The organism is Sulfitobacter sp. G5_S2_6_S6 (genome assembly GCF_054968505.1).
Genome location: NZ_JBQKUI010000005.1, coordinates 1 through 25,728 on the forward strand (window position 1 = coordinate 1; position 25,728 = coordinate 25,728).

Sequence of the window (25,728 nt, forward strand, 5' to 3'; positions counted from 1 at the left end):
CCGCCATGCCAAGCGACCCGAAGGCCAGCCACAGGTGACGCGCCGCCTCGGACGCGAAGGCGTCACGGCGTGCGGCAAATTCCTGCATCACCGACAGCGGTGCCAGCGCGCCAGAGCCGAGCACGACGGACAGGGCACCCAGCACCGCTGTCAGCAATAGTGCGCGCTGAAAGGGCCCCGGTTTCATCGCGGTGATTGCATCGGCCATGAGCAGGGCAAAGATCACCAGCAAGCACCAGAACCCCGCCGCCGGAGAGACCCTTGCGTAATCGCCCGCGCCCTCCAGCACCGCTGGCGCGCCCTGGACGAGCAGCCACAGCAATCCCGCCAGCCCCACAAGCGGCCCCGCCAGACGCAGCCCCACGTGTCTTGCAGGCAGGCCCAACGCCAGCCCCGCCACGATCGCTACCAATCCGGGGATCGTCTGCGATACGGGGACCACCGCCCAGATCGGCACCGCGTCCCCCGCCACGATGCGGTTTGCGGCCAGCGTCATAAAGGGGGCCAGCATCGCTGCGGCCCCCAGAACGGCAAATAGAACCCCCGGCGCGGATAGCCGCGCCCGAGGGGTCTGCAAGGACATCGTGCCCCGGATCAGTCCAGCACCCCGGCTTGGGTGAGGTAATCACGGGCCACGGCCTCTGCCGGTTCACCGCCCACCTGAATCCGCCCGTTAAGCTTTTGCAGCGTCGCCATGTCCAACCCTTCAAAAATGGGGTTCAGCACCTCGGGGATCGACGGGTATTCGGCCAGCACTTCGGCGCGGATGATGGGGGCGGGCTCGTAGACGGGCTGCACGCCTTTGTCATCCTCCATCACCACCAGACCGGTGGCCCCGACACCGCCGTCGGTGCCATAGACCATCGCGGCGTTCACACCCGATGTGCCCCGTGCGGCGGCCTGGATCGTGGCCGCTGTATCACCGCCGGACAGGATCACGGTCTGGTCCGCGTTCAGTTCAAACCCGTAGGTGTCCTGCATCGCGGGCAGCACCGCGGGGGAGGACACAAACTCGGTCGAGGCCGCGAGCTTGACCGTGCCACCCTGCGCGACCCATGCGCCGAAATCGGACATGGTGGTCAGGTTGTTGTCTTGCGCCACGGGGCCGGTCACCGCGATGGCCCATGTGTTATTGGCAGGGGCCGAGGTCAGCCATGTGACATCGTTTTGCGCGGCGTCGAGCTCGGCCGCGCGGGCGTGTGCGGCTTCGGCGTCTTTCCACACGTCGCTGTCTGCTTCGTTAAAAAAGAAGGCCGCGTTGCCGGTGTATTCGGGGTAAATGTCGATCTGGCCGGACAGCAGCGCCTCGCGGACAACCTGCGTGCCGCCCAGTTGCAGGCGGCGTTCGACAGGCAGGCCCGCGTCCTCGAGCGCAAGGGCGATGACATTGCCCAACAGCCCGCCTTCTGTGTCGATCTTGGACGATACGGTGATGTCGGCGGCCGCTGCCGAGGCCAGTGCCGCGGTAAGGGTGGCGGCGGATACGGTGATACGAAGGGAATTTTTCATGAGATGCAGGCTCCTTGGCGTAAAAAGTGACTGGTTTGTACAACTTGGGGATCAAGGTAGCGGGCCAAGCCGGGAAGCCAAGGGAAATTACTGCGAAAGCGGCAAGCGGCGGGGCGCGCACCGGTCCGTCCGCGCATTTTCGCATTTGTGCGTTGAAGCCGTGCCGCTTAATGACGTCGGCAAAACTCACAAATAGGTCGAAGCAGATATGAAATTCCCCAACCTCGCACTGGCAGTCGTGCTGTCAGTCCCCTTTGCTCTTCCCACGTCGCTGTTCGCACAAAGCGCCACAAGCGAGCAGATTGTCGATATCGCAGATGCCAACTTTGCGCCGGTAATCGAGCAGTATCGAATCCCCGGATTGGTCGTGGGCATCACCTGGCAGGGACAGCATAGCTTCTATGCGACGGGTGTGGCGGCGCGCAAAGGAAATGTCGCGGCGATGCCGGATACGATCTTTGAGCTCGGGTCGATCAGCAAGATTTTCACCGCGACGTTGGCCGCATTGGCAGAAGGCCGCGGTATGCTTGATCTGAATGCGCCCGTGTCGGACAGCATACCCCAGCTTGAAGGGGCCGCTTTCGGCGCGATACGGCTGGTTGATCTGTCCACCCATGTCACCGGTGGCTTGCCGCTTCAGGTCCCCGGCGAGGTGGGCAATGTGCCCGAGCTGATCCGCTGGCTAGAGGGCTGGCAACCGCCGCAACCGGGGACACGCAGCTATTCCAACGTCAGCATCGGCTTGCTGGGGCATATCACGGCACAGACCATGGGTATGTCCTTTGCCCAAGCGGTTCAGGATGTGCTGTTTCCCGCGATGGGTCTTGGCAGCACCTATGTCGACGTGCCGGATGACGCGATGGATCGCTATGCCTTTGGCTATGACCGCAAGACGGATGCGCCCATTCGCGTTAACCCCGGCGTGTTGGCAGATGAAGCCTATGGGGTGAAATCGACCGCCCGTGATATGCTGCGCCTGCTGGATTTGGAGCTGGGCCGCGGCGGCGCAGATCCCGCGCTGACCGCAGCGCTTGAACGCACACGGCAGGGGCAGGCAGAGACGGCCTATTACACCCAAGACATGATATGGGAGCAGTACCCTTGGCCTGTCGAGGTCGCCAGAATGGAGGCGGGCAACGGCTATGACTTTATCCTGTCGCCCCAGCCCGCGACCCGCCTGACCCCACCGTTGCCGCCGCAGCGTGACGTGATCCTGAACAAGACCGGCGCGACCAACGGGTTCGGCGGCTATGTCGCGCTGCTACCGGGGCAAGACCTTGGGATCGTTGTGCTTGCCAACCGCAACTACCCGAACGAGGCGCGGGTCCGTGCGACCCATGCGCTGATCACCGATTTGCTGGCGACGCAGGACTAGCGGGCTTGGCCGGCGCGTTCAGAAGGGGGCGGGTTACGCCGTCCCCAGAAGATCTCGGGCGATGCGGTCAAAGATCCCGCTTCCGATGGGGATAAGGTCATCGGGGAAGTCATAGTCGGGGTTGTGCAGGGCCGCGTGATCCTCCCCCGGTCCGAGACACAGCATTGCGGCTTTGGCCCCCCAGCCGAATACGCCGAAATCCTCCGACGCGCGCATGGGTACGTTTTCCTCGCCAAAAGGCACGCCGATCGCCTCCATCGCTTTGGTCGCTAGGGCATAGGCGTCTGCGTCGTTGATTGAAGCGGCAAAATGGTCATGCACCTCGAAAGAGACGCCAAGACTGTAGTCAGCGGCAATCGTTGATGCGAGATCGCGCGCGGCGGTCTCAAGGCTTTCCAGCCCCGCATCGCCGGCGGTGCGCAGAGTGGCAAACACCTCTGCCGCGCCCGGCGCGATGCCGAAAGTCGGCTCTCCTATAGTGGCGTGGGTGACGGTGACCAGCCGGAAGTCGTCGTTGCGCGGGCCGCCGTCGCCGTGGCCCAGATCATCCAGCGCGGGGATAAGCCGTGCCACTGCGAGCGCGGGCGATACCCCGTCTTGCGGGTCGGCGGCATGGGCGGTTTTCCCGCTGAGCTTGACCTTGAGCCCCATCGACGCGCAGTTGATCAGCCCCACGCGGGTGGAGACAAAGCCGAAGGGGCTGCCCGGTTCATTGTGGATCGCAAAGGCCCAATCCGGTTTGATCGCGTCGAATGCGGGGTCGCTGACCACCGCTTTGGCCCCGCTGCCGTCTTCTTCCGCGGGTTGGAACATCAGCACCACGCGCCCCGTGGCAACCGGTTTGCGCGCGATCATGCGCCCCAAGGCCAGCAGCATCGTCATATGACCATCGTGGCCGCACACGTGGCTTTTGCCCGCAACCTCGGACAACCAGGCGATATCGCTGTTGCGTTCCTCAATCGGCAGGGCGTCAAGTTCGGCGCGGAACAGGACCGTCGGGCCAGCCGTGCCGCTGTCGAACACCGCCGCGACGCCGTGCCCCCCAAGACCTGTCAGGATGCGGGTGGGCGACAGGGGCTTTAGCGCACTAACGATGGTCTGTGCGGTCTCTACCTCTTCGCCAGAGACTTCGGGATGGCGGTGCAGCGCGCGGCGAAATTCGGTCAGTTCCACAAGATCACTATTGGTCAACATAAAACGCGACGCCTTCTGCTTCGGGGTTTTCTGGTATGTTACGTCAAAGCCCTAACAAACGCGACGGGCGCAGGGTAGCCGCGTTTGTGCGGGCGGTGCGGGGAAACAGAGCGTAGGGTTCGGGGCTAGGCGGCAGCCCCGAACCTTTCGCGATACCGGATCGGAGGAACGCCCATCAATTTGCGGAAATCGCGGCGAAAACTCTCGGCCGAGCCGAAGCCGCAGACGTCTGATATATCGGCCAGCGGGATGGCGCTATTTTCCAGCAGCTCAGCGGCGCGGGATACCCGTTCAAGCTTGAGCCAGTTGAGGGGGGTGTCGCCTGTCTCTTCGCGGAACCGGCGGGCCAGCGTGCGTCCGCTGGTCGCGGCGGTTTGTGCCATACGCGCCATCGGCCAGTCCTCGTCAAGTGTGGCGCGGATCATATCCTGTAGCGCCGCAAGATCCGACCCCATCCGCGCCTTGGGCTCGGGGCGGGGCACGAACTGACGCTGCCCGCCATCGCGTTGTGCGGGAAGGACAAGCCGGCGGGCAACAGACGCAGCGACCTGCGCGCCGTGATCCTGCCGAATGATATGCAGCCCCAGATCCAGCCCCGCCGCCGATCCGGCCGAGGTGAAAATTCGGTCGTCTTCCACGAATAACACGTCAGGGTCCACGGATATGTCAGGGTAGCGCGCGGCCAGCTTATCGGTGTAGCGCCAATGGGTTGTGGCGCTTTTGCCTGTCAGCAGCCCCGCCGCAGCCAAGACAAAGACACCTGAACAGATCGACGCGATCCGCGCGCCTTGGGCATAGGCGTCTTGCAAGGCGGCGCATAGCGCGGGCGGGATAGGGGCATCGGCACCGCGCCAGCCGGGCACGATGATCAGGCTGGCTTGCCGCAGCAGATCAAGATCGTCTTGCGCCTCGATCGTGATGCCGCCCGTGGCGCGGATCGGACCGGGTTCGGCCTTAACGGTCGCATAGCGGTACCAATCCGCGAACTCGGGTCGAGGGAGGGCGAAAAGCTCTACCGCGATGCCGAATTCGAAGGTGCACAGCCCGTCATAGGCAAGCGCACAGACCAAGGGGGCGTTTCGGGGCGCGATTTGGAACATTTTGGCAGAATCCGACCGAAGGTTGTCAATATAGCCAGTATCGCGGGTTTCGCACAAATGGCAATCTTGGATCAGCAACACATACCGGAGGTTTGACATGACCCTGCACCCTGACCTGCTGAGCGCGATAGAGACCTATTTTGACGCGATACACGAGTGTGACACCGACAAGCTGAATGCCGTGTTCCACCCGAGCTCAAGCCTGTTTGACGGCGACAATGGGACGGTCTTTGTAGAGCCGATCGACAGTTTCAGCCGTGATGTCGGGGCCCGCGTCTCTCCTGCCAGCACCGGGCAACCGCGCGAGGCAGAGGTGCTGATGATCGACATGCTGTCGCCGCTGAGTGCTACGGTGAAAATCCGCATCCGCGCCCATGATAATGTCTTCGTCGATCACCTTGGTTTCGTGAAGGGCGCGCAGGGGTGGCAGATTGTATCGAAGATCTGGCATCTTGAGCGGCGCATTGATGCGTCCAATGCGGTCTGAGCGGCGGGGCAATTGGATTTTACGACAACACCAAACACTTGAAAGGGATAGGAAATGACCAAGATGAATGCCGTAGGATGGTTCGATATCTATGTGGACGATCTTGATCGGGCGGTCGGGTTCTACGAAGCCATGCTCGACACCAAGCTGGAGCCGATGCCAGACCCGAGCGGTGAGATGCAGATGATGAGCTTTCCGACCGAGATGACAGCCTATGGCGCGGGGGGCGCGCTGACCAAAGCGCCTTATGCGGGGCCAGGGGTCGGGGGCACGATTGTCTATTTCATGGTCGAGGATTGCGCCACCCAAGAGGAACGCGCGACCAGCGCGGGCGGCAGCGTCGCGCAGCCGAAAACATCCATCGGTGAGTTTGGCTGGATCCTCGTGTGTCAGGATACCGAGGGCAATATGGTCGGTTTCCACTCCATGCAGTAGCGGCACAAGTTTCGCTTAAATGCGCGCTGGCGAGGGGTCACTCCCTACGCCAGTGGCGCGTCAGCCCGCGTCTTTCCACGTCTGGGGCGTCAGGTAGACGACGCTGTCATCGACGCTGACCATCACGTCACCGTCCTGAATATGCACGCCAAGCTTCATCGCGCGGCTGGCCAGCTTTGCCAGCGCCGCGGTGTCATGCTCTGCCAGATTGACGACCTCGAGCTTGTCGAAACGGGCGGTGCTGCTGCGGACCTTGTCCCACCAGACCTCTGCGGTTTTGCCGCCATAAGAATAGATTACGACCCGCGCGGATTTGTTGCAGGACTGCCGGATGATCTTTTCACTTGGCAGGCCGAGAGCCACACAAACGTCGATCTCGTCGCTCAGGCTTTTTTGCCAGATATCGGGTTCATCATCGGTCGACAGGCCCTTTGTCATCTCAAGATGCTCATGCGCGTTCAGGGCAAAGGCCAGCAGGCGCACCATCAGACGTTCATCGGTTTCCGACGGGTGTTTGGCCACGGTCAGCTTGTGGGTCTCGTAGTAGTGGCGATCCATGTCCGAGACCGAAAGCTCGACTTTGTAGATCAGAGAATTTTGCGCCATGACGTTGCCGGACCCTTGATGACCGGACTGTCCTATACAGTCTGGTGATGGGGGGCAGTACCTGCCGGTGACTGGATAAACAAGGCGAGACTGCGCTGTGAAAAATCATGCGTGTGTGAGGGGTGGCGAAATATTCTTTCGCCAAGTGTGCTTTCCGTGTAAGATCGTCAAACGCGTATCGCGCACGGACGTCTGACAATCCCGTGATCATCTTGGTCCAGACCTGTCAAAGGGTGCCATGAAACCTATGTTGACCAGTTCGAAACCACGCTGTTATACGCGCCCTCCGCCCTAGGCAAAAATTACCCAAGGACAACGACTTAATGATTGAATTCGAATTGAACGGACGGCAGGTCTCTGTCGACGCTGAGCCGGATACGCCCCTGCTGTGGGCGATCCGTGACGAGATCGGACTGACCGGCACCAAGTTCGGCTGTGGCATCGGTGCCTGTGGCGCGTGTACCGTGCATATCGAGGGGACGGCCACACGGTCCTGCATCACCTATCTTTCGGATGTCGAAGGTATGAAGGTCACCACCATCGAAGGGCTGGACGAAAACGGCAACCACCCTGTGCAAGAAGCGTGGCGGAACCTGCGCGTGCCCCAGTGCGGCTATTGCCAGTCGGGTCAGATCATGCAGGCAGCGTCGCTGCTGAAAGATACACCCAACCCCAGCGATGACGACATCGACGCGGTGATGACCGGCAACCTGTGCCGCTGCATGACCTATACCCGAATCCGTCAAGCCGTGCGCGACGCCGCCACCGCTATGGGAGGCTCCGACAATGGCTAATTTGATTTCCCGCCTCACAGGCGCAGAGACGCAACCCCAGATGACCCGTCGTGGGTTCCTTGTCTCCATGACGGCCGTTGGCGTTGCATTCGGCTTCCCGCAGGCGTCGAACGCCGCAATGAACCCTGCGGTGCCGGATGGCACGCCGGTCACGCCCAATGGCGACACGTTCGAGCCGTCGATGTGGTACTGGATCGACGCTGACGGTCAGGTCAACGTCAACATCATCCGTGCCGAGATGGGCCAACACGTGGGCACCGCCATCGCGCGTATTCTGGCGGACGAGTTGGAAGTCGCATGGGAAAACGTACACATCACCCATGTCGATACAGCCGAGAAATGGGGCCTGATGGTCACCGGCGGCAGCTGGTCGATCTGGCAAAGCTGGCCCGTCTACCGTCAAGCGGGGGCCGCTGGCCGGACCGCCTTGATCGAAGCCGCAGCGGCCAAATGGGGCGTTGATGCCTCGGGTCTGACCGCACGCGATGGTGCGGTGACCGATGGCACACAAACCATCAGCTATGGTGATCTGGTGGCCGATGGTCTTGACCGCAGCTTCACCGAAGAAGAGCTGGCAGCCCTGCCGCTGAAACCCCACGCTGACCTGCGCCTTGTGGGCCAGGACGTGCATCCGCTTGATCTGGATACGAAAACCACGGGTCAGGCGATCTATGGTCTGGATGCCAAAGTTGACGGGATGGTGTACGGCGTGCCGATGCTGCCCCCGACGCGCTATGGCTCCAAGGTGAATGCCGTGGACGATAGCGGTGCCAAGGACATCAAGGGTTATCTTGAAACCGTGGTGATCGAAGACCCGTCGGGCACTGTGCCGGGCTGGGTTGTGGTGCTGGGCAAAACGCTGCACGCCGCGCGCACGGCGACCTACGAGATCAGCGTCGACTGGACCTCGGGCGAGACGGCGAATGTCTCGGAAGAGGATATCCAGGCGCGCTCGCGCGAGCTGATTCAGGGCGAGGAAGGGTCGATCCTGCACACAGAGCAGCCCGACACGACCGCTGCCTTTGATGCCGCCGCCGACATGCTCGAAGCCGAATACACCACGCAATCCGTGCTGCACTTCCAGATGGAGCCGGTGAACGCCACGGTTTTCCAGAACGCCGATGGTGTTTGGGAAACTCACGCGGGCAACCAGTGGCAATCGCTGATCCTGCCCACGCTGGCCGCCGCTTTGGAAGTGCCCGCCGATAAGATCGTGATGCGCAGCTATATGCTGGGTGGGGGCTTTGGCCGTCGCCTGAATGGCGACTATATCGTGCCTGCCGCACTCGCCTCGAAAGCTGTTGGCAAGCCGGTCAAGCTGGTGTTCTCGCGCGAAGAAGACGCGCAGTTCGACAGCATCCGGTCGCCGTCCGTGCAAAAACTGCGCATGGCGTTCGACGATGCCAAATCGGTCACGGGTATGGAACACCACGCCGCCGCCGGTTGGCCGACGCAGGTGATGGCACCGGGTTTCATGCCCAAAGGTGTCAACGAAGAACCCTATGACCCCTTTGCCATCGACGGTGCCGATCACTGGTACACGGTGGGTGCGCATCAGGTGCGGGCGATCTCGAACGATCTGGCGAATGCGACCTTCCGTCCCGGCTGGCTGCGGTCTGTCGGACCGGGCTGGACCAACTTTGCCGTGGAAAGCTTCATGGATGAAGCGGCGCATAAAGTCGGTGCCGATCCGTTGCAGTTCCGTCTGGATCACCTGAAGGCCGAAGGCATCAACGCGGGCTCTGCGCCCAATGCGGTTGGTGGGGCATCACGTCAGGCCGCTGTTTTGCAGCGCGTGGCAGAGATGTCGGGCTATGGCAGTGCAGAGCTGCCCGAGGGCACCGCAATCGGTATTGCCACCACCTATGGCCAGTCGCGCAGCATGCCGACCTGGACAGCGGCGGCGGTCAAGCTGGCGGTTGATCCTGAAACGGGCGAGGTCGATGTCCAGAAGATGTGGCTGGCGTTTGACTGCGGCACCGTCGTGGACCCCGACGGGGCGCGCGCGCAATGCGAAGGTGCAGCGCTTTGGGGGCTGTCGATGGCGCTGCATGAAGGCACCCGGATCGAGAACGGCAACGTCATCGACCTGAACCTCGGGGCCTATACGCCACTGCGTCTGACCGATGTGCCCGAGCTTGAAATCGACTTTGTCGAAAGCACCGAAGTACCCGTTGGTCTGGGCGAGCCCGGCACCACCGTGATCGCACCCGCGATCGCGAATGCGATCTTCAACGCGACGGGCGCGCGCGTGCGTCACCTGCCGATCACCGGCGATGCTGTGCTTGCCGCGATGAAGTCCTAAAAACAGATCGGGCGGGCGCAGTCATCGCGCCCGCCCGTTCCGGTAACCCAAGTGCCCGCAGCTGATTCACATCCGGTTGGCACCGTTGCCCATATTTCCCGAGATTTGTTCCTTTTCCCACCGCGCTGCGCCGCTGCGCATCGCGCCGTTCTGCGCACCGTGTTGCGTGGGATTGGCACCCCATCAGCTAAAACGCAAAGGATGTGCCACGCAGGCCCCCGAACGCGAAAAGCGCCCCCGAAGGAGCGCTTTTTCGTTTACCGCCAACCACCTAAGGGGAAGTTGGCTCCGACGGTAGGGATCGAACCTACGACCAATTGATTAACAGTCAACTGCTCTACCGCTGAGCTACGTCGGAACGGTCTGCACCGTATAGCTATGGTAATTTCCGGCGTCCAGAGGGTTTTGCCACTTTTTTCCAGATTTTTTCAAAAGATTTTCAGACCCGGCGAAAGGTGGCTGTCGCAGAGAGGGATTCAACCGGAGCGACGCGGTTTTTACCTGTAAGGTCAATCAGATGCGCAAGGACGTTGCGGGTCGCGGCACCCAGTAGCGCAGGCGGGGTTTCGGTGTAGATCGCGGCGGCAAGTTGGGCGGCGGTGGCGGGGGCTTGGTCGAGGGCACGCAGGATATCCGCCTCGCGCGAGAGGCGGTGCGACACCAGCCAATCGAGCCTTGCCGCAGGGTCGGTCACCGGCGCGCCATGACCCGGATAGAACACCCGCCAGTCGTTTTTTTGCAGCTCGGCACAAGATGCCATGAAATCGGTCAGATCCCCATCCGGCGGCGACACCAGCGAGCTGGCCCAGCCCATGACGTGATCCGCGGTGAAACAGGCGTCATTCCAGTCAAGGCTGATGTGGTTCCCAATATGGCCGGGGGTGTGAATCACGCTTAGCGTCCAGTCGTCGCCGGCGATGGTCTCTCCGTGAGTTAGGGGGCGATCGGGGATGAACTCTGCATCAATGCCTTCGCCGCCGCCAATATCGGACACGGCGGCCAGTTGTTGCATCACCTCAGAGCGGCCAGAAAACGCGTCGCCAAAGGCCAGTATCGGCGCGCCGCAGGCACGGGCAAGGTCGCGCGCGAGGGGCGAATGGTCCAGATGCGTATGGGTTACGATGATGTGGCTGATGTGCTGTTCGGGTCCGATGGCATCGCGTATCGCTTGCAGGTGCCGCGGCGACGCGGGGCCGGGGTCGATCACGGCGATGCCGCGCGTGCCCAGCAGATAGGTATTCGTGCCACGGTAGGTCATGGGCGAGGGGTTGTCGGCCACGATGCGGCGCAGGCCCGGTTCCAAGATCTCGGCAATACCGATGGCGGGGTCGAAGTCGTCAGGGGGCAGCATGGTTTGGCCTTTCGCTGGGGCAGGGGGCTGGCTAAGGTCTATCCCATGTTCTTCGTCTGGCTCAAACGATATATGCCCCGTGGCATCTATGGGCGCGCTGCCCTGATCCTGCTTTTGCCGGTGGTGATCTTGCAGCTCGTGATGACCGTGATCTTTGCACAGCGGAACTATGAGGGGGTCACCAACCAAATGACCGACACGGTCCTGCGCGAGGTCGAACTGGTCATGCAGGTGGTCGATGATGCCCCCTCCGCCGCTGCCGTGCCCGCCACGGTGCAAGATCGGCTGGCCGCGCTGGACATGGGGGTGACGCCTGTGTCCGCCAGTGAGGTGCCGACGCGCAACCGGATGTCGTGGTATGATTATTCCGGTCGGGTGATGGTGGCGCGGTTCGATGAGTATCTGCCGTCCTTCCTGAGCCTTGATCTGACGCGGCCCACTGGGGTGCATCTCTATGTGCAGTCGCGCTTTGGCCCGCTGGATCTCCAGTTCGAGAGGCGCAGGATCTCGGCGCAGAACCCGCATCAGCTGTTCGTGTATACGTTCAGCTTCGGCTTTGTCATGACGTTGATCTCCTTCGTTTACCTGCGCAACCAGCTGCGCCCGATCAAGCGGCTGGCCCGCGCCGCCGAAGCCTTTGGCCGCGGGCGTCACGTGCCATATACCCCGACAGGCGCTGTCGAGGTGCGTGCGGCGGGGGCGGCCTTTGTCGATATGCGCGCACGGATCGAACGGCAGATTGAACAGCGCACCTTGATGTTGTCGGGGGTCAGCCATGACCTGCGCACGCCCTTGACGCGGATGCGGCTTGGCCTGTCGATGATCGACGAGGACGACGCGGAGCCGCTGTTGCAGGACGTCGATGATATGCAAGGCATGCTGGATGCCTTCCTTGATTTCGCCAAAGGCACCGCAGAGGGGGACGCCGAACCCCTGGACCCGCACGCCCTGATGCAGACCGCCGTAGAGGATGCGCAACGCGCTGGTCGCAACGTGACCTTGCTCCCGCCCGAAGGCGACGGCACCGGCACCGTCCGCCTGCGCCGCATGGCGATTTTGCGCGCGGTGGATAACCTGATCTCGAACGGGGTGCGCTATGGGGCGCGGGCCGAGGTATCTGTGCTGCTGACGGATAAAACCCTGCGGATCAGGGTGGAGGACGACGGCCCCGGCATCCCCGAGGATCGCCGCATCGAGGCCGTGCGCCCGTTCTCGCGGCTTGACCCCGCGCGCAATCAGAACAGTGGCAGCGGCGGCGTGGGCCTTGGTCTTGCCATCGCAACCGACATCGCCCGCGCGCATGGCGGCGTGCTGCGGTTGGGCAGCTCGGACACTCTGGGCGGTCTGCGCGCGGATATCGTCATTGCACGGTAATGCGCCAAGGCACCGGTGGCGTCAGCGTGCGGTGGCGTAGTCTTGCAACTGCTCGATGCGCGATCGCGTCAGGTCAATCCGGCAGCTCAGCGTCACATTGATCGCGGCCGTTCCCCCCAACGACAAGCGTTCGGGAAACGCGCAGTGATATTTGCGGTATTCTTCAAATGCGATTTGAGAGCTTTGAAGCAACGCGCTCGCCGAGGCATCGGCCTTTCGCGAAAACGCCTGATCAAACGCAGCCAGCGCCGCTTGGGCATCGAGATAGGCGCGCACCATGTCACGCTCCACCTGATCGCCCATTGCAAACAGACATTGATGCACGGCGTTCGGATCTGTCTGCGGCGCGGTGCAGTCTGACAAAAGGTCTGATTCAGGGGGTAGTTGTTCAGCGGTGGCCGTTGCCGGGATCAACAGCAGCGAAAAGCACACGTATTTCAACATCTGGCGTATCCTTTCGGGCAACATGGCAAAGCTACGAAAGAGATACTGCCGCAAAGCACGGCGGAATGCTACCGGTCGGGTCAAGGGCGATGATCGACAAACGGCTCTTGGCGGCAAGACATGCCGCGATCCCCGAAAAGGATTGAGATAAACTTTAGGGAAGGCTTGGAGCGGGTAACGAGAATCGAACTCGTAACTAAAGCTTGGGAAGCTGCCGTGATACCTTTTCACCATACCCGCGCGCCGTGAGGTGACTTAATCCGATGTGGCGGGTGCGTCAAGCGGGGTTTTTGCCTGACGCGCCCTTTGCCGATGGGTGCGGGCAGACCTTAACGGCGGCGGCGGCGGCGGGTGCCGCCGGAGCTGTCGCCGCCGGTGTTGAAGGTCTCGGTCGGGAGGGTGACGATGCTGTTGAGGATCGGGAAGGGCTCTACCGCGTTGGGGATGGCAGAGGCGTTGACGAAATGCTCTTGGAAGCGGGGTTCGATGGCGGTCTCGATCTTGTGGATGTTTCGCACCGTCTCTTCGATCTCGGCGCGGCTGGAGGTGTTGAGCAGGGCAATGCGCGCGCCGGTGCCTGCGGCGTTCCCGGCGGATGTCACCTTGTCGAGCGGGGCGTCGGGGATCATGCCGAGGATCATCGCATGCTTGGGGCTGATATGGGCGCCAAAGGCACCGGCCAGCACAACGCGGTCCACGTGATCGACCCCGAATTTATCCATCAGCAACCGCGCGCCGGAATAGAGTGCTGCCTTGGCCATCTGGATTTCGCGGATGTCGCGGTTGGTCACGGTGATGCGCGGGCCGCCGTCGGCGGTGCCATCATAGACCAGATAGGAATTGGTGCGCCCGTCGGAAAAGACATTGGCCGATCCGGTCTGTTCTGCCGTGCCGATCAGGCCGGGGGCGTCAACGATCCCGTGGATGCGCATTTCAGCGACCATTTCAATGATGCCCGAGCCGCAGATGCCGGTCACGCCGCTTGCACCGATCTGAGATAGGAAAGCGGGATCGTCGGACCACAGGTCGCTGCCAATCACCTTGAACCGGGCGATCTTGGTGACGGGGTCAATCTCTACCCGTTCGATCGCGCCGGGGGCGGCGCGCTGGCCGCTGCTGATCTGCGCGCCCTCGAAGGCGGGACCGGTGGGGGACGAACAGGCGAGCACTTTATCGCGGTTGCCCAGCAGGATTTCGGCGTTGGTGCCCACATCGACCACCAGCACCAGATCGTCGGATTTATCTGGGGCTTCCGACAGGGCGACAGCGGCGGCATCCGCGCCCACATGGCCCGCAATGCAGGGCAGCAGATAGACGCGGGCAGAGGGGTGGATGTTCAGGTCCAGGTCCATGGCGCGCAGACGCAGCGCGTTTGACGTGGCCAGCGCAAAGGGCGCTTGCCCCAGCTCGAACGGGTCGATGCCCAGAAACAGGTGGTGCATGACCGGATTGCAGACAAACACCGCATCCACGATCATGCCCTTGTCGATGCCGCCCTCGGTGCTGATTTCATCGAACAATGTGTTCATGCCGGCACGGACCGCGCGCGTCATCTCTGCCGCGCCGCCTTCGTTCATCATCGAATAGCTGACGCGGCTCATCAGGTCTTCGCCAAAGCGGATCTGCGGGTTCATCACGCCGGAAGAGGCCACGACCTCTCCGGTTTGCAGGTCGCACAGATGCGCGGCGATGGTGGTGGAGCCCAGATCGACCGCCAGCCCGTAAAGCGACCCTTCGTAGAAGCCGGGCCAGAGATGCATGATGCGGGCCGGGTTTTCATCATCGCCCAAATGCACGGCGACGGTGACTTTCCATGCGCCCTTGCGCAGGGCAGGTTGCAGCGTTTGCAGGATTTGCAGATCGGCGGTGACATTTTCAAGCTGCCACTGATCGCGCAGGGCGTCGCAGAGCCTCTCCAGATCGCCCGAGGGGTCGTGCATGTCGGGTTCCTGCACCTCGACGTAAAAGAGCTTGGTCGACGGGTTGAGCACGATATCGCGCGCCTCGGCACGTTTGCGGACCACCTGTTTGTGCACCTGGCTTTCGGCGGGCACATCGATTACCACGTCGCCCATGATCTGCGCCTGACAGCCCAGACGGCGGCCATCAATCAGACCGCGCTTGTCCTTGTAGCGTTGTTCGACGCTGTTCCATTCGGACAGCGCATCCGGCGCCACGGTGACCCCGTGCTTAGAGAACTGCCCATATCCGGGCGAGACCTGACATTTCGAACAGATGCCACGCCCGCCGCAGACGGAATCCAGATCGACGCCCAACTGCCGCGCCGCCGTGAGCACCGGCGTGCCCTTGGCGAAGTGACCGCGTTTGCCCGAAGGCGTGAATACCACAAGGGGATCGTTGCTCATCTGTCTTTATCCTCAACACTTTGGCGCACCATAGCGTAGCAGGCGGCAGGTTAAAGCCGCGATGCGGCATAATTCCTGCCATCTGCGCCTGTCTGTGCCCCTGTACCCCCATGACAGCGGCTGCGCGGATCACGTATGCGCGTCGAGCAATGCAGTTAGCGTGCAAATGGGTCTTTCCAATCAAACCCATCCATGAAATATGAAACCGCCAAATGAACCCATGCAAGCCGAGGTGCAAAATGGAGATTCGTGAGGCTCTGACCTTTGATGATGTACTACTGGTGCCTGCGGCATCCAACGTGTTGCCGTCTACGGCTGACACGCGGACCCGCGTTACCAAATCGATCGCGCTGAACATTCCGCTGCTCAGCTCTGCGATGGATACGGTCACCGAAAGCCGCATGGCGATTGCCATGGCGCAGGCGGGGGGCATGGGGGTCATTCACCGCAACCTCACGATCGACGAGCAGTCCAAGGAAGTGCGCCGCGTCAAACGGTTTGAATCCGGCATCGTCTACAACCCGATCACCCTGCGCCCCGACCAGACGCTGGCTGATGCCAAGGCGCTACAGGAACGCTACCGTGTCACGGGCTTCCCTGTTGTTGATGAAGCAGGCCGCGTTGTGGGCATTGTGACGAACCGCGATATGCGCTTTGCCTCTGATGATGCCACGCCGGTGCGCCTGATGATGTCCTCCGACAATCTGGCGCTGCTGCAAGAGCCCGCCGACCGCGACGAGGCGATCAGCCTGATGAAGGCGCGCCGGATCGAGAAGCTGTTGGTCACCGACGCCAAGGGCAAGCTGACGGGCCTGCTGACGTTGAAAGACACCGAACAGGCTGTGCTGAACCCCACCGCTTGCAAAGACAACCTTGGCCGTCTGCGCGTTGCCGCGGCAACGACTGTCGGCGACGCGGGCTATGAACGCTCGCAAGCATTGGTCGAGGCGGGTGTTGATATGATCGTAATCGATACCGCGCATGGCCATTCCGCCGGCGTGGCAGAGGCGGTGCGCCGTGCCCGTGAATTGTCGAGCGACGTGCAGATTGTGGCCGGCAACGTCGCCACAGGGGACGCGACCCGCGCGTTGATCGATGCGGGGGCGGATGCCGTTAAGGTTGGCATCGGGCCCGGTTCGATCTGCACCACCCGCATGGTGGCTGGCGTCGGCGTGCCGCAGCTGACGGCGATCATGGATTGCGCCAAAGCCGCTGGCGATGTGCCTATCATCGCTGACGGCGGGATCAAGTTCTCGGGTGATTTCGCCAAGGCGATTGCGGCAGGCGCGTCCTGCGCGATGGTCGGCAGCATGATTGCGGGCACCGATGAATCCCCCGGCGAGGTGATCCTGTACCAGGGCCGTAGCTTCAAAAGCTACCGTGGCATGGGCAGCCTTGGCGCCATGGCGCGCGGCTCTGCCGACCGGTATTTCCAGAAAGACGCCGCATCGGACAAGCTGGTGCCAGAGGGGATCGAAGGTCAGGTGCCGTATAAAGGCTCTGCCAATGCCGTTGTGCACCAATTGGTCGGCGGTCTGCGTGCGGCCATGGGCTATACCGGCTGCGCCACGGTCGAAGAAATGCGCAAGAACTGCACTTTCGTCAAGATCACCAACGCGGGTTTGTCTGAAAGCCACGTGCATGATGTGCAGATCACCCGCGAAAGCCCGAACTACCGCATCGGGTAAATCCCTTAAATCAAAGGCGTAATCTACGTGACCCAAGCATGACCCCCGGCGCGCGCATCTCTGCCGCCATCGAGATTTTGAACACAATGGCGGACGGCGTCCCGGCGGAGCAAGCCTTGACCCGTTGGGCCCGTGGCAGCCGCTATGCAGGGTCCAAGGACCGTGCTGCGGTGCGCGATCATGTGTTCGATGTCTTGCGGCAGCGGCGGCTGGCCGCGCACCTTGGGGGGGGTGACACGGGGCGGGCGCTGATGATTGGCGTCTTGCGGGCGCAAGGCATCGACCTTGCGCCGCTGTTCAACGGGCAAGGTCACGCGCCGCTGCCGTTGTCGGACGCAGAGGCCACGACCCCCGACGCGCCAAGTGATATGGCGACCCTGTGGAACCTGCCGGACTGGATCATACCGCTGTTTCAGGCGTCGCTTGGGGCAGACGCCGAAGCTGTCGCGCAGGCTCTGCAATCGCGGGCACCGATCTCTGTCCGGGTGAATACGGCGCAGGCAACGGTCGCGGATGTGGCAGAGGCGTTGGCCGAAGCCGGCATCGAAACACGCACGAATGACCTTTGCACCACCGCCCTGACGGTGACTGAAGGGGAGCGGAAACTTCGCAACTCTGACAGCTACTTACACGGTGATATTGAACTTCAGGATGCGGCCAGCCAAGCGGTTGTGGCAGCGCTTCCCGAAGCTGAACGGATGCTTGATTATTGCGCAGGTGGCGGCGGCAAGGCGCTGGCAATGGCCGCGCGGCGCGATGCGACTGTCTTTGCCCACGACATCGATCCGCGCCGAATGGTCGACCTGCCCGCGCGCGCAGACCGCGCTGGTGTAACCGTCAGACAGGTGACAACCGATGAATTGGACGGGGCAGGCCCCTTTGACGTCGTTCTATGTGACGCTCCCTGTTCGGGGAGCGGGTCGTGGCGCCGGTCGCCCGAAGGCAAGTGGACGTTTACAGCCGGTCGTCTGGAAGAATTGACACAAATTCAGGATAAAATCCTGGATCACGCCGCCACGCTGACCGCCAAAAACGGGACGCTGGCCTATGCGACATGCTCGGTTCTGCAATCTGAAAACGAAGATCGGGCCGCGGCGTTTCTGGCGCGGAACCCGGACTGGACGCAGGTATTTACCAAGCGTTTCCATGTAGATGCGCAGGGTGACGGATTTTTCACGGCACATTTTAAACGTCGTTGAAGGATCTTTGAAACAACTTGAAGATGTTATTTTCTTTGACCTGATACGAAATTAACAGCACATTAACCCTCCTAAGTCTAAATGAACTCGGTTTCATGATTTAGGGGGAAAGTGTTGGCTCAAGAAAGTGCGGCTCGTCAGATCGTCTTTGGTAAGCGCTGGCTGGTGCTATCAGCCTTTGTTATCTTCGCCGCCATCCTTGGTTCAATCGCTCCAGCGCGCTCTTTGGCCATCGTTCTACAGGCCGCCAGCGCCACTGTCGGCCTTGCTGTCTTGGTTAACTTTGTGGTCGCGCTGCGCCGCCAGCGGGTGCAACGCGCGCAGCGTACGGCGGCAAAAACCACGATGGCTGATGATCCGAACCCCTGTGTGCTAACCACCAAGGAGGGCGATATCGTTGCGCAGAACAACGTCGCGTTAACCACCTTTCTGCGTCCGGCACAGCCCACCATCGCCGACCTGCTCGCGCCGCTTTTCGCGGACCCTGAGGCGCTGTCGTCTCGGCTCGCGGCCAAGGCGACGGAAGGGGGCGCTGCGAAAGAAGACATCAACACCCGTGACGGCACCATGCGCCTGTCCGCGCACCGCGTGGGGGAAGATCTATTTTGGCGGCTCGAAACCTTGTGGGACGCGTCCGAAAACGGGGCTGGCACCAGCGATCACGGGTTGCCAATGGTCATGGCCAGCAACTCGAACGTCATTTTGTTCATGAACGCCGCGGCCCGCAGTCTAGTCGGCAGGCGCGTGACGGCGTTGAATCAGATCATCGGCGATATCCCCATCGCTTCGGGGGAAATGGTCACCGTGCAGACTGCCAAAGGCCCCATATGCATGACCGTCGCCGAGATCGGAGCCTCGGCGAACCGCCGCGCACTATATTTTCTGCCCCATGCAAACGACCGGTTTCAGGACGCAGGATGGTCCGCGCTTCAAAACCTGCCGATCCCGCTCATCAAAGTCGCCCCAAGTGGCGAGGTTTTGTCCTTCAACGCCCCGGCAGAGCAGTTGGTGGGCGCGGAATTGACGGAAGGCGTGTCGCTTGCCGACGTGATGGAGGGGTTGGGACGATCAATCTCGGACTGGTTGCAAGATACGCTGGAAGGGAGATTGCTGCAAAAGCCCGAGTTCCTCAGGCTCAAACGCAGCGATCGGGAAGTGTTTGTGCAGATAAGGTTAAGCCTGATTTCCGAAGGCGGCACGCCCACGCTGATCGCCGTGCTACATGACGCGACCGAGCTTAAATCGTTGGAGGCGCAGTTTACCCAAAGTCAAAAAATGCAGGCTATCGGGCAGCTTGCTGGGGGCGTTGCCCATGATTTTAACAATCTGCTCACCGCTATTTCTGGCCACTGTGACCTGCTCCTTCTGCGCCATGACCCGGGCGATCGTGATTACAGCGATCTGGTGCAGATCGACCAGAATGCCAACCGCGCTGCGGCTTTGGTGGGGCAGTTGCTCGCCTTTTCACGCAAGCAGACGCTCCGCCCCGAGACGGTCAATATGCGTGACACGCTCGCCGACCTGACCCATTTGCTTAATCGTCTGGTTGGTGAAACGGTGACCCTGACGCTCAGCCATGACCCGATCTTGCAACCCATTCGTGCAGATAAACGGCAGTTGGAACAGGTGCTGATGAACCTGATCGTGAACGCGCGCGATGCTATGCCCATGGGCGGGGAAATCAAGGTCACGACAGAAAATACCCAGCTGGCTGAACCGCTTACACGTGATCGGGTGACCGTGCCCGTCGGGAAATACGTAACTGTTCAGGTCACCGACGAGGGCGAAGGCATCCCGCAGGACCGTTTGCAAAAAGTGTTTGAACCCTTCTACACCACCAAACGGACCGGCGAGGGCACGGGGCTGGGGCTGTCCACCGCCTACGGTATCGTGAAACAGTCGGGGGGCTATATTTTCGTCGATAGCACGATCGGGGAAGGCACCACCTTCACCCTGTATTTCCCGTGCCATAGCAAGGGCGCAGAGGCATCAGCGCCGATGAAACTAACCGCTTCCCCGACCGGATCGAAAAGAGAGGACGGGACCGTTTTGCTGGTCGAAGACGAAGCACCGGTGCGCGCATTTGCCAGCCGCGCGCTGCGCATGCGCGGCTATACCGTTCTTGAAGCCGACTCGGCCGAGATGGCACTAAAAACCCTTGAGGACCAAGCCCTTAATATTGATGTCTTTGTGACCGACGTGATCATGCCGGGAATGGATGGCCCCACTTGGGTACGCGAAGCGCTGAAAGCACGCCCGGGGGTGCCTGTGGTCTTTGTCTCTGGCTATGCCGAGGATAGTTTCGGCGATGCCCAGATGACGATTCCCAATTCTGTTTTCCTGCCTAAACCGTTTTCGCTGACGGAGCTGACGAACACTGTGAACAGTCAGATCCAATAGGCTGGCTGGTCGCTACTTGATCGAGTCGTAAAGCGCGAATTCATCTGCGAATTTGCGTTTGAAACGTTGCTCTATCTCCGGGGAAAGATGCAGGTCCATTTTGGGGGACACGTTTTCTTGTTTCAGATCAAGCGTCACGTCGAGCCTTTGTTCAAGAAAACCTTTTAACCGATCCTGATTCTCGTATCGAAAATAATGGGTTATGCCCGTTCCGTTCGGTTGCGCTGCCATAAAGTTTAGCTGGCTGCCCACGTCGGCAAATCCCGGTTTTTTCCCCTTCATATAGGCAAGAATGAATTCATCAAAACTCACGTCAAAGGTGGCATTGGGCTTGCCCTGCATAAAGGGCCGCTGGCGATAACGATACCAACTGCCCAGCCAACTGATCGGTTCGCGCATGACGGCCATCAATTCAAGTTCCGTGTCACAGACTTTCAGAAACATCGGGCGAATAAACCGGTTGTAGCGATAGACCGGCGCATGTTTCAGCATGGGCGGTTCAGAAATGACCATATCCGCCCGGGGGGCCAAAGCGGTTTCATAAGCTGTGGTTCCGGTTTTTGGAACCGACAAAAACGCAAGGCGTTCCTTAAAGAAAACAAGCACTTGAAAGAAAACCTTTCGTCAGTCGAATAGTAATTTTCGCGTATCAACCGAATGTTAATCAGTTCAATAAATAGATGAAAGGGCAAACAAATACATTGTAATGTTCTCATTTTGATCTCATATGGAACATAGAAAGAACATCAAGATGGTCGGGGCATGATGATTGCGGCTTGCAGACCACTGTGACAGTAAGAGGATAACCTATCATGGCAACGGCAGATCTTTTGACTATGGACAACAAGAAACAAGCTGAGAAGCAAAAGGCCCTGGACAGCGCGCTGGCACAGATTGAACGCCAGTTCGGTAAAGGGTCGATCATGAAGCTGGGGGCCGAAGGGGCCATTCAGGACATCAAGGCAAGCTCGACCGGTTCGTTGGGGTTGGATATCGCGCTTGGTATCGGCGGTCTGCCCATGGGGCGGATCATCGAGATTTACGGCCCGGAATCCTCGGGTAAGACCACATTGACCCTGCATTGTGTTGCGGAGCAGCAGAAAAACGGCGGCGTTTGTGCCTTTGTTGACGCGGAACACGCGCTTGACCCGCAATACGCGCGCAAATTGGGCGTCGATATCGACGAGCTGCTGATTTCCCAGCCTGACACCGGCGAACAAGCGCTCGAGATCACGGATACGTTGGTCCGCTCCGGTGCGGTGAATATGGTGGTGGTCGACTCCGTCGCTGCGCTGACACCAAAGTCCGAGTTGGAAGGCGATATGGGCGACAGCTCTGTCGGGGTGCAGGCCCGTCTGATGAGCCAGGCAATGCGGAAACTGACAGGCTCGATCTCGCGGTCGAACTGCATGGTGATTTTCATCAACCAGATCCGGATGAAAATTGGCGTTATGTTCGGGTCGCCCGAAACGACAACCGGTGGGAACGCGCTGAAATTCTATTCTTCCGTCCGTCTGGACATCCGCCGCATCGGCGCGCTCAAGGATCGTGACGAGGTGGTCGGCAACGCCACACGGGTCAAGATCGTCAAGAACAAGGTGGCCGCACCGTTCAAGCAGGTCGAATTCGACATCATGTATGGGGAAGGGATCTCCAAGATGGGCGAGCTGCTGGATCTGGGGGTCAAAGCTGGCGTGGTTGATAAATCGGGATCGTGGTTCAGCTATGGCGATGAACGGATCGGGCAGGGGCGTGAAAACGCCAAGACCTTCCTGAAAGAAAACACCGCCATGGCAAATGAGATCGAAGACAAGATCCGCGCGGCCCATGGGCTGGACTTCGACGGCTCCGACAGCGACGACGCGGATATCCTCGAAGCGTAAAGGCTTGCACCGCAAGTGGTTAGAAAAGGCGTGCCCCCAGGGCGCGCCTTTTTTCATGGGGGCTGCCTGTGGACAGTGCTCTGTCGCGAGGGTATTCGAAGGTAATTGTTTTTGCCCCTCGAAAGGCCCCGCATATGAAGACGCTCAACGATATCCGATCAACCTTCCTTGGTTATTTTGAAAAGCAGGGTCACTCGATCCAGCCGTCCAGCCCGCTGGTGCCGCGAAACGACCCCACGCTGATGTTCGCGAACTCCGGCATGGTGCAGTTCAAGAACCTGTTTACCGGCGTCGAAACCCGCGATTATTCGCGTGCGACAACAGCGCAGAAATGCGTGCGCGCCGGGGGCAAACATAATGACCTTGACAATGTGGGCTATACAGCGCGCCACCATACCTTCTTTGAAATGCTCGGTAATTTCAGCTTTGGAGACTATTTCAAGGCCGAGGCCATCGCCTTTTCATGGGAGCTGATTACCAAAGAACTGGGCATTGATCCCAACCGTCTTTACGTGACCGTTTACCATACCGACGACGAGGCTGCGGACATCTGGAAGAAAGTCGCCGGGCTGCCGGACGACCGGATCATTCGCATCGCGACAGATGACAACTTCTGGATGATGGGGCCGACCGGCCCTTGCGGCCCATGCTCCGAGATTTTTTACGACCACGGGGATCATATCTGGGGCGGCCCTCCCGGATCGCCAGAGGAAGACGGCGACCGGTTTGTCGAGATCTGGAACCTCGTTTTCATGCAGTATGAACAGTTCGAGGACGGCAGCCGCACCGCACTGCCGAACCAATCGATCGACACTGGCATGGGGATCGAGCGGGTCGCGGCGCTGCTGCAGGGCACGAACGACAACTATGCCACCGACCTGATGCGCAACCTGATCGAAGCGAGCGCCCATGCCTCCAGCACCGATCCGGATGGCCCGGGCAAGACGCACCACCGCGTGATCGCCGACCACCTGCGGTCGACCTCCTTCCTGATCGCGGACGGGGTGATGCCGTCGAACGACGGGCGGGGCTATGTGCTGCGGCGGATCATGCGCCGGGCCATGCGTCACGCGCATTTGCTGGGGTTGAAGGACCCGTTGATGCACCGCCTTGTACCCGAATTGGTGCGTCAGATGGGCGGGGCCTACCCCGAATTGGGGCAGGCGCAGTCACTGATTACAGAGACACTGCTGCTGGAAGAAACGCGCTTCAAGCAAACGTTGGACCGCGGTCTGAAGCTGCTGGATGACGAACTCAAGGGCCTGCCCGCCGGTGCCGATCTGCCGGGCGAGGCCGCGTTCAAACTCTATGACACCTACGGCTTCCCGGTCGATCTGACCCAAGATGCCCTGCGCGAACAGGACCGCAAGGTTGACCTTGAAGGCTTCAACGCCGCGATGGATGCGCAAAAGGCCAAGGCGCGTGCCGCGTGGTCCGGTTCGGGCGAAGCGGCCGATGCGACCGTTTGGTTCGATGTGGCTGAAAAATCCGGCACCACCGATTTTCTGGGCTATGACACCGAAACCGCCGAGGGGCAGATCGTTGCGCTGATCCAGGACGGGGCGCAGGTGGCCGAGGTGAAACAGGGCGACGCCGTTCAAATCGCGCTGAACCAAACACCGTTTTACGCCGAAAGTGGCGGTCAGGTCGGGGACACCGGCACGATCAAGACCGACAGCGGCGTGGTCACGGTGACCGACACGCGCAAGACCGCGGGTGTCTTTATCCATATCGGCGAGGTGACAGAGGGCACAGTCAAGACCTCTCAGGCTGCGGTCTTGGATGTGGACCACGCGCGCCGGACTTCGATCCGTGCGAACCACTCCGCCACACACCTGCTGAACGAGGCGCTGCGCAAGACCTTGGGGGATCACGTGATGCAGCGTGGCTCTTTGAATGCGGCGGATCGTTTGCGTTTTGATTATAGCCATAACCACCCGATGACGGCCGACCAACTGGCCGCGGTCGAGGAAGAGGTGAACAGCTACATCCGCCAGAACACCGCCGTGGAAACCCGGATCATGACCCCGGATGACGCGCGCGAGATGGGGGCGCAGGCGCTCTTTGGCGAGAAGTATGGCGACGAGGTGCGGGTTGTTTCTATGGGCCGCGAGGCCGGGTCGGGCAAGGGCGCGGACAAGCAGACCTATTCGCTGGAACTCTGCGGTGGTACCCACGTGCGCCAGACCGGTGACATCGGGGCCTTTGTGTTGTTGGGCGACAGCTCCAGCAGCTCCGGCATACGCCGGATCGAGGCGCTGACCGGCACCGAGGCCCTCAAGTGGCTGCGCACGCAGGAAACCGCGCTGACCCGCGTCGCGGCAGAGCTCAAGACCTCGACCGCGGATGTGCCCGATCGCGTCCGTGCCTTGCTGGACGAACGCCGCGCCTTGGCCAACGAGGTCGCTCAGCTGCGCCGCGAGCTGGCCATGTCGGGCGGTGGCGATGCCGGTGCCGCGGCCCCGCGCGAGGTGAACGGGATCAAGTTCATCGCGCAGGTGGTCAACGGTGTGACCGGCAAGGATCTTCCCGCGCTGATCGACGAACATAAGGCCAAGCTCGGGTCCGGTGCGGTGCTGCTGATCGCTGATGCCGACGGCAAGGCAGCGGTCGCGGCGGGTGTGACCGCTGATCTGGCCGCCACGATCTCGGCGGTTGATATCGTCAAGACAGTCGTTGCCGAACTGGGCGGTAAGGGTGGCGGTGGCCGTCCTGAAATGGCCCAGGGTGGTGCCAAAGATGTCGCAAATGCCGAGGCCGCGATTGCCGCAGCCGAAAATGTTCTGAAAGGATAAACGATGCCCGCTTTGTGGATTGCACATGTCACGGTTACTGACGAGGACGCCTACGGAAAATACGCCAAGCTTGCTGGCCCCGCCATCGCGGCCCATGGGGGAAGCTTCTTGGCCCGTGGTGGCCGCTTCGTGCAGCTTGAAGGCAAGGAACGCCCGCGCAATGTTGTGGCCCGTTTCGCCTCTGTCGAGGATGCGGTCGATTGCTACAACTCCGACGCCTACCAAGAGGCGCTGAGCCACGCCAAAGACGCGTCAGAACGCGAACTGATGGTCGTAGAGATCGACGGCTAAGCCCAGCTGGCCACCCCCGCACCCAAGTTCTTGTCAGCGGCCAAGCGAGGCCGCTGACCCCACCAACCCTCCCCCCACAGATCGCCAGACATAAAAAAAGCAGGGCAAAACCAGCCCCGCTTTCCAAATGGT

The 25,728-nt window shown here is 61.0% G+C and carries 20 protein-coding genes, 2 tRNA genes and 1 pseudogene; 12 read left to right on the plus strand and 11 right to left on the minus strand.

The window, feature by feature from the left end; genetic code table 11:
- Both ACTRWK_RS09960 and osmF read right to left on the minus strand, forming a co-directional pair.
- Positions 1–583: pseudogene (locus ACTRWK_RS09960) on the minus strand (ABC transporter permease); the annotation flags it as partial.
- An 11-nt stretch (positions 584–594) separates the two neighbouring features.
- Positions 595–1,509 carry a glycine betaine ABC transporter substrate-binding protein OsmF gene (gene osmF, locus ACTRWK_RS09965; RefSeq protein ID WP_340236617.1) on the minus strand — a complete coding sequence of 305 codons (915 nt, stop codon included), beginning with the start codon at positions 1,507–1,509 and terminating at the stop codon, positions 595–597.
- A gap of 208 nt (positions 1,510–1,717) precedes the next feature.
- On the opposite strand from osmF, the gene ampC reads away from it, so the two are divergent.
- On the plus strand, positions 1,718–2,884 hold the full coding sequence (gene ampC, locus ACTRWK_RS09970; protein ID WP_064215784.1) for a class C beta-lactamase: 1,167 nt from the start codon (positions 1,718–1,720) through the stop codon (positions 2,882–2,884).
- Between the two features lie 33 nt (positions 2,885–2,917).
- Here the strand turns inward: ampC and ACTRWK_RS09975 are convergent, their stop codons facing one another.
- Both ACTRWK_RS09975 and ftrA read right to left on the minus strand, forming a co-directional pair.
- Positions 2,918–4,078 (minus strand): amidohydrolase, encoded by a 1,161-nt coding sequence (locus tag ACTRWK_RS09975; RefSeq protein WP_064215783.1) that lies wholly within the window; start codon positions 4,076–4,078, stop codon positions 2,918–2,920.
- Positions 4,079–4,203: 125 nt separating this feature from the next.
- A complete protein-coding gene (gene ftrA, locus ACTRWK_RS09980; protein ID WP_235602478.1) occupies positions 4,204–5,178 on the minus strand; it encodes a transcriptional regulator FtrA in 975 nt (324 codons plus the stop codon).
- 97 nt (positions 5,179–5,275) lie between these two features.
- Between ftrA and ACTRWK_RS09985 the strand changes: the two genes are divergently transcribed.
- Positions 5,276–5,665 carry a nuclear transport factor 2 family protein gene (locus ACTRWK_RS09985; protein ID WP_037944096.1) on the plus strand — a complete coding sequence of 130 codons (390 nt, stop codon included), beginning with the start codon at positions 5,276–5,278 and terminating at the stop codon, positions 5,663–5,665.
- 54 nt (positions 5,666–5,719) lie between these two features.
- Entirely contained in the window at positions 5,720–6,100 is a 381-nt protein-coding gene (locus ACTRWK_RS09990; RefSeq protein WP_037944097.1) for a VOC family protein, read from the plus strand.
- Between the two features lie 60 nt (positions 6,101–6,160).
- On the opposite strand, the gene ACTRWK_RS09995 is transcribed toward ACTRWK_RS09990, so the two are convergent.
- Entirely contained in the window at positions 6,161–6,706 is a 546-nt protein-coding gene (locus tag ACTRWK_RS09995; protein ID WP_462843918.1) for a YaeQ family protein, read from the minus strand.
- A gap of 323 nt (positions 6,707–7,029) precedes the next feature.
- On the opposite strand from ACTRWK_RS09995, the gene ACTRWK_RS10000 reads away from it, so the two are divergent.
- The gene (locus ACTRWK_RS10000; protein ID WP_037944099.1) at positions 7,030–7,500 is read left to right on the plus strand and encodes a (2Fe-2S)-binding protein; all 471 of its coding nucleotides are present in this window, start codon (positions 7,030–7,032) and stop codon (positions 7,498–7,500) included.
- Positions 7,493–9,805, plus strand: a complete 2,313-nt coding sequence (locus tag ACTRWK_RS10005; RefSeq protein ID WP_462843919.1) for a xanthine dehydrogenase family protein molybdopterin-binding subunit — start codon at positions 7,493–7,495, stop codon at positions 9,803–9,805. Before ACTRWK_RS10000 ends, ACTRWK_RS10005 begins: the two co-directional genes overlap by 8 nt.
- Positions 9,806–10,088: 283 nt before the next feature.
- Here ACTRWK_RS10005 and ACTRWK_RS10010 read toward each other — a convergent pair.
- Positions 10,089–10,163: transfer RNA gene (locus ACTRWK_RS10010), tRNA-Asn, on the minus strand.
- An 81-nt stretch (positions 10,164–10,244) separates the two neighbouring features.
- A complete protein-coding gene (locus ACTRWK_RS10015; RefSeq protein ID WP_037944102.1) occupies positions 10,245–11,156 on the minus strand; it encodes an MBL fold metallo-hydrolase in 912 nt (303 codons plus the stop codon).
- 45 nt (positions 11,157–11,201) lie between these two features.
- On the opposite strand from ACTRWK_RS10015, the gene ACTRWK_RS10020 reads away from it, so the two are divergent.
- The gene (locus tag ACTRWK_RS10020) at positions 11,202–12,530 is read left to right on the plus strand and encodes an ATP-binding protein (protein WP_037944103.1); all 1,329 of its coding nucleotides are present in this window, start codon (positions 11,202–11,204) and stop codon (positions 12,528–12,530) included.
- A 21-nt stretch (positions 12,531–12,551) separates the two neighbouring features.
- On the opposite strand, the gene ACTRWK_RS10025 is transcribed toward ACTRWK_RS10020, so the two are convergent.
- From ACTRWK_RS10025 to ACTRWK_RS10035, 3 genes are all read right to left on the minus strand, one after another.
- Positions 12,552–12,974: a lysozyme inhibitor LprI family protein gene (locus ACTRWK_RS10025; RefSeq protein ID WP_235183778.1), complete on the minus strand. Its 423-nt coding sequence runs from the start codon at positions 12,972–12,974 to the stop codon at positions 12,552–12,554.
- Positions 12,975–13,140: 166 nt separating this feature from the next.
- Positions 13,141–13,214: transfer RNA gene (locus ACTRWK_RS10030), tRNA-Gly, on the minus strand.
- A gap of 89 nt (positions 13,215–13,303) precedes the next feature.
- The gene (locus ACTRWK_RS10035) at positions 13,304–15,340 is read right to left on the minus strand and encodes an ASKHA domain-containing protein (RefSeq protein WP_243250077.1); all 2,037 of its coding nucleotides are present in this window, start codon (positions 15,338–15,340) and stop codon (positions 13,304–13,306) included.
- Positions 15,341–15,579: 239 nt separating this feature from the next.
- Here ACTRWK_RS10035 and guaB point away from each other — a divergent pair, with 239 nt between their 5' ends.
- The 3 genes from guaB (at position 15,580) to ACTRWK_RS10050 (ending at position 20,627) form a co-directional block, all read left to right on the plus strand.
- Positions 15,580–17,028: an IMP dehydrogenase gene (gene guaB, locus ACTRWK_RS10040; RefSeq protein ID WP_289082161.1), complete on the plus strand. Its 1,449-nt coding sequence runs from the start codon at positions 15,580–15,582 to the stop codon at positions 17,026–17,028.
- Between the two features lie 38 nt (positions 17,029–17,066).
- Positions 17,067–18,227 carry an RsmB/NOP family class I SAM-dependent RNA methyltransferase gene (locus ACTRWK_RS10045; protein WP_037944128.1) on the plus strand — a complete coding sequence of 387 codons (1,161 nt, stop codon included), beginning with the start codon at positions 17,067–17,069 and terminating at the stop codon, positions 18,225–18,227.
- A gap of 114 nt (positions 18,228–18,341) precedes the next feature.
- Positions 18,342–20,627, plus strand: coding sequence for an ATP-binding protein (locus tag ACTRWK_RS10050; protein ID WP_037944129.1), 2,286 nt, complete (start codon positions 18,342–18,344; stop codon positions 20,625–20,627).
- 12 nt (positions 20,628–20,639) lie between these two features.
- Here the strand turns inward: ACTRWK_RS10050 and ACTRWK_RS10055 are convergent, their stop codons facing one another.
- Positions 20,640–21,233, minus strand: a complete 594-nt coding sequence (locus ACTRWK_RS10055) for a gamma-glutamyl kinase (RefSeq protein ID WP_180827616.1) — start codon at positions 21,231–21,233, stop codon at positions 20,640–20,642.
- Positions 21,234–21,439: 206 nt separating this feature from the next.
- On the opposite strand from ACTRWK_RS10055, the gene recA reads away from it, so the two are divergent.
- The 3 genes from recA (at position 21,440) to ACTRWK_RS10070 (ending at position 25,596) form a co-directional block, all read left to right on the plus strand.
- On the plus strand, positions 21,440–22,510 hold the full coding sequence (gene recA / locus ACTRWK_RS10060) for a recombinase RecA (protein WP_005853202.1): 1,071 nt from the start codon (positions 21,440–21,442) through the stop codon (positions 22,508–22,510).
- Between the two features lie 134 nt (positions 22,511–22,644).
- The gene (gene alaS / locus ACTRWK_RS10065) at positions 22,645–25,305 is read left to right on the plus strand and encodes an alanine--tRNA ligase (RefSeq protein ID WP_289081163.1); all 2,661 of its coding nucleotides are present in this window, start codon (positions 22,645–22,647) and stop codon (positions 25,303–25,305) included.
- Between the two features lie 3 nt (positions 25,306–25,308).
- Entirely contained in the window at positions 25,309–25,596 is a 288-nt protein-coding gene (locus ACTRWK_RS10070; protein ID WP_009826907.1) for a DUF1330 domain-containing protein, read from the plus strand.
- Positions 25,597–25,728: the final 132 nt, after the last annotated feature.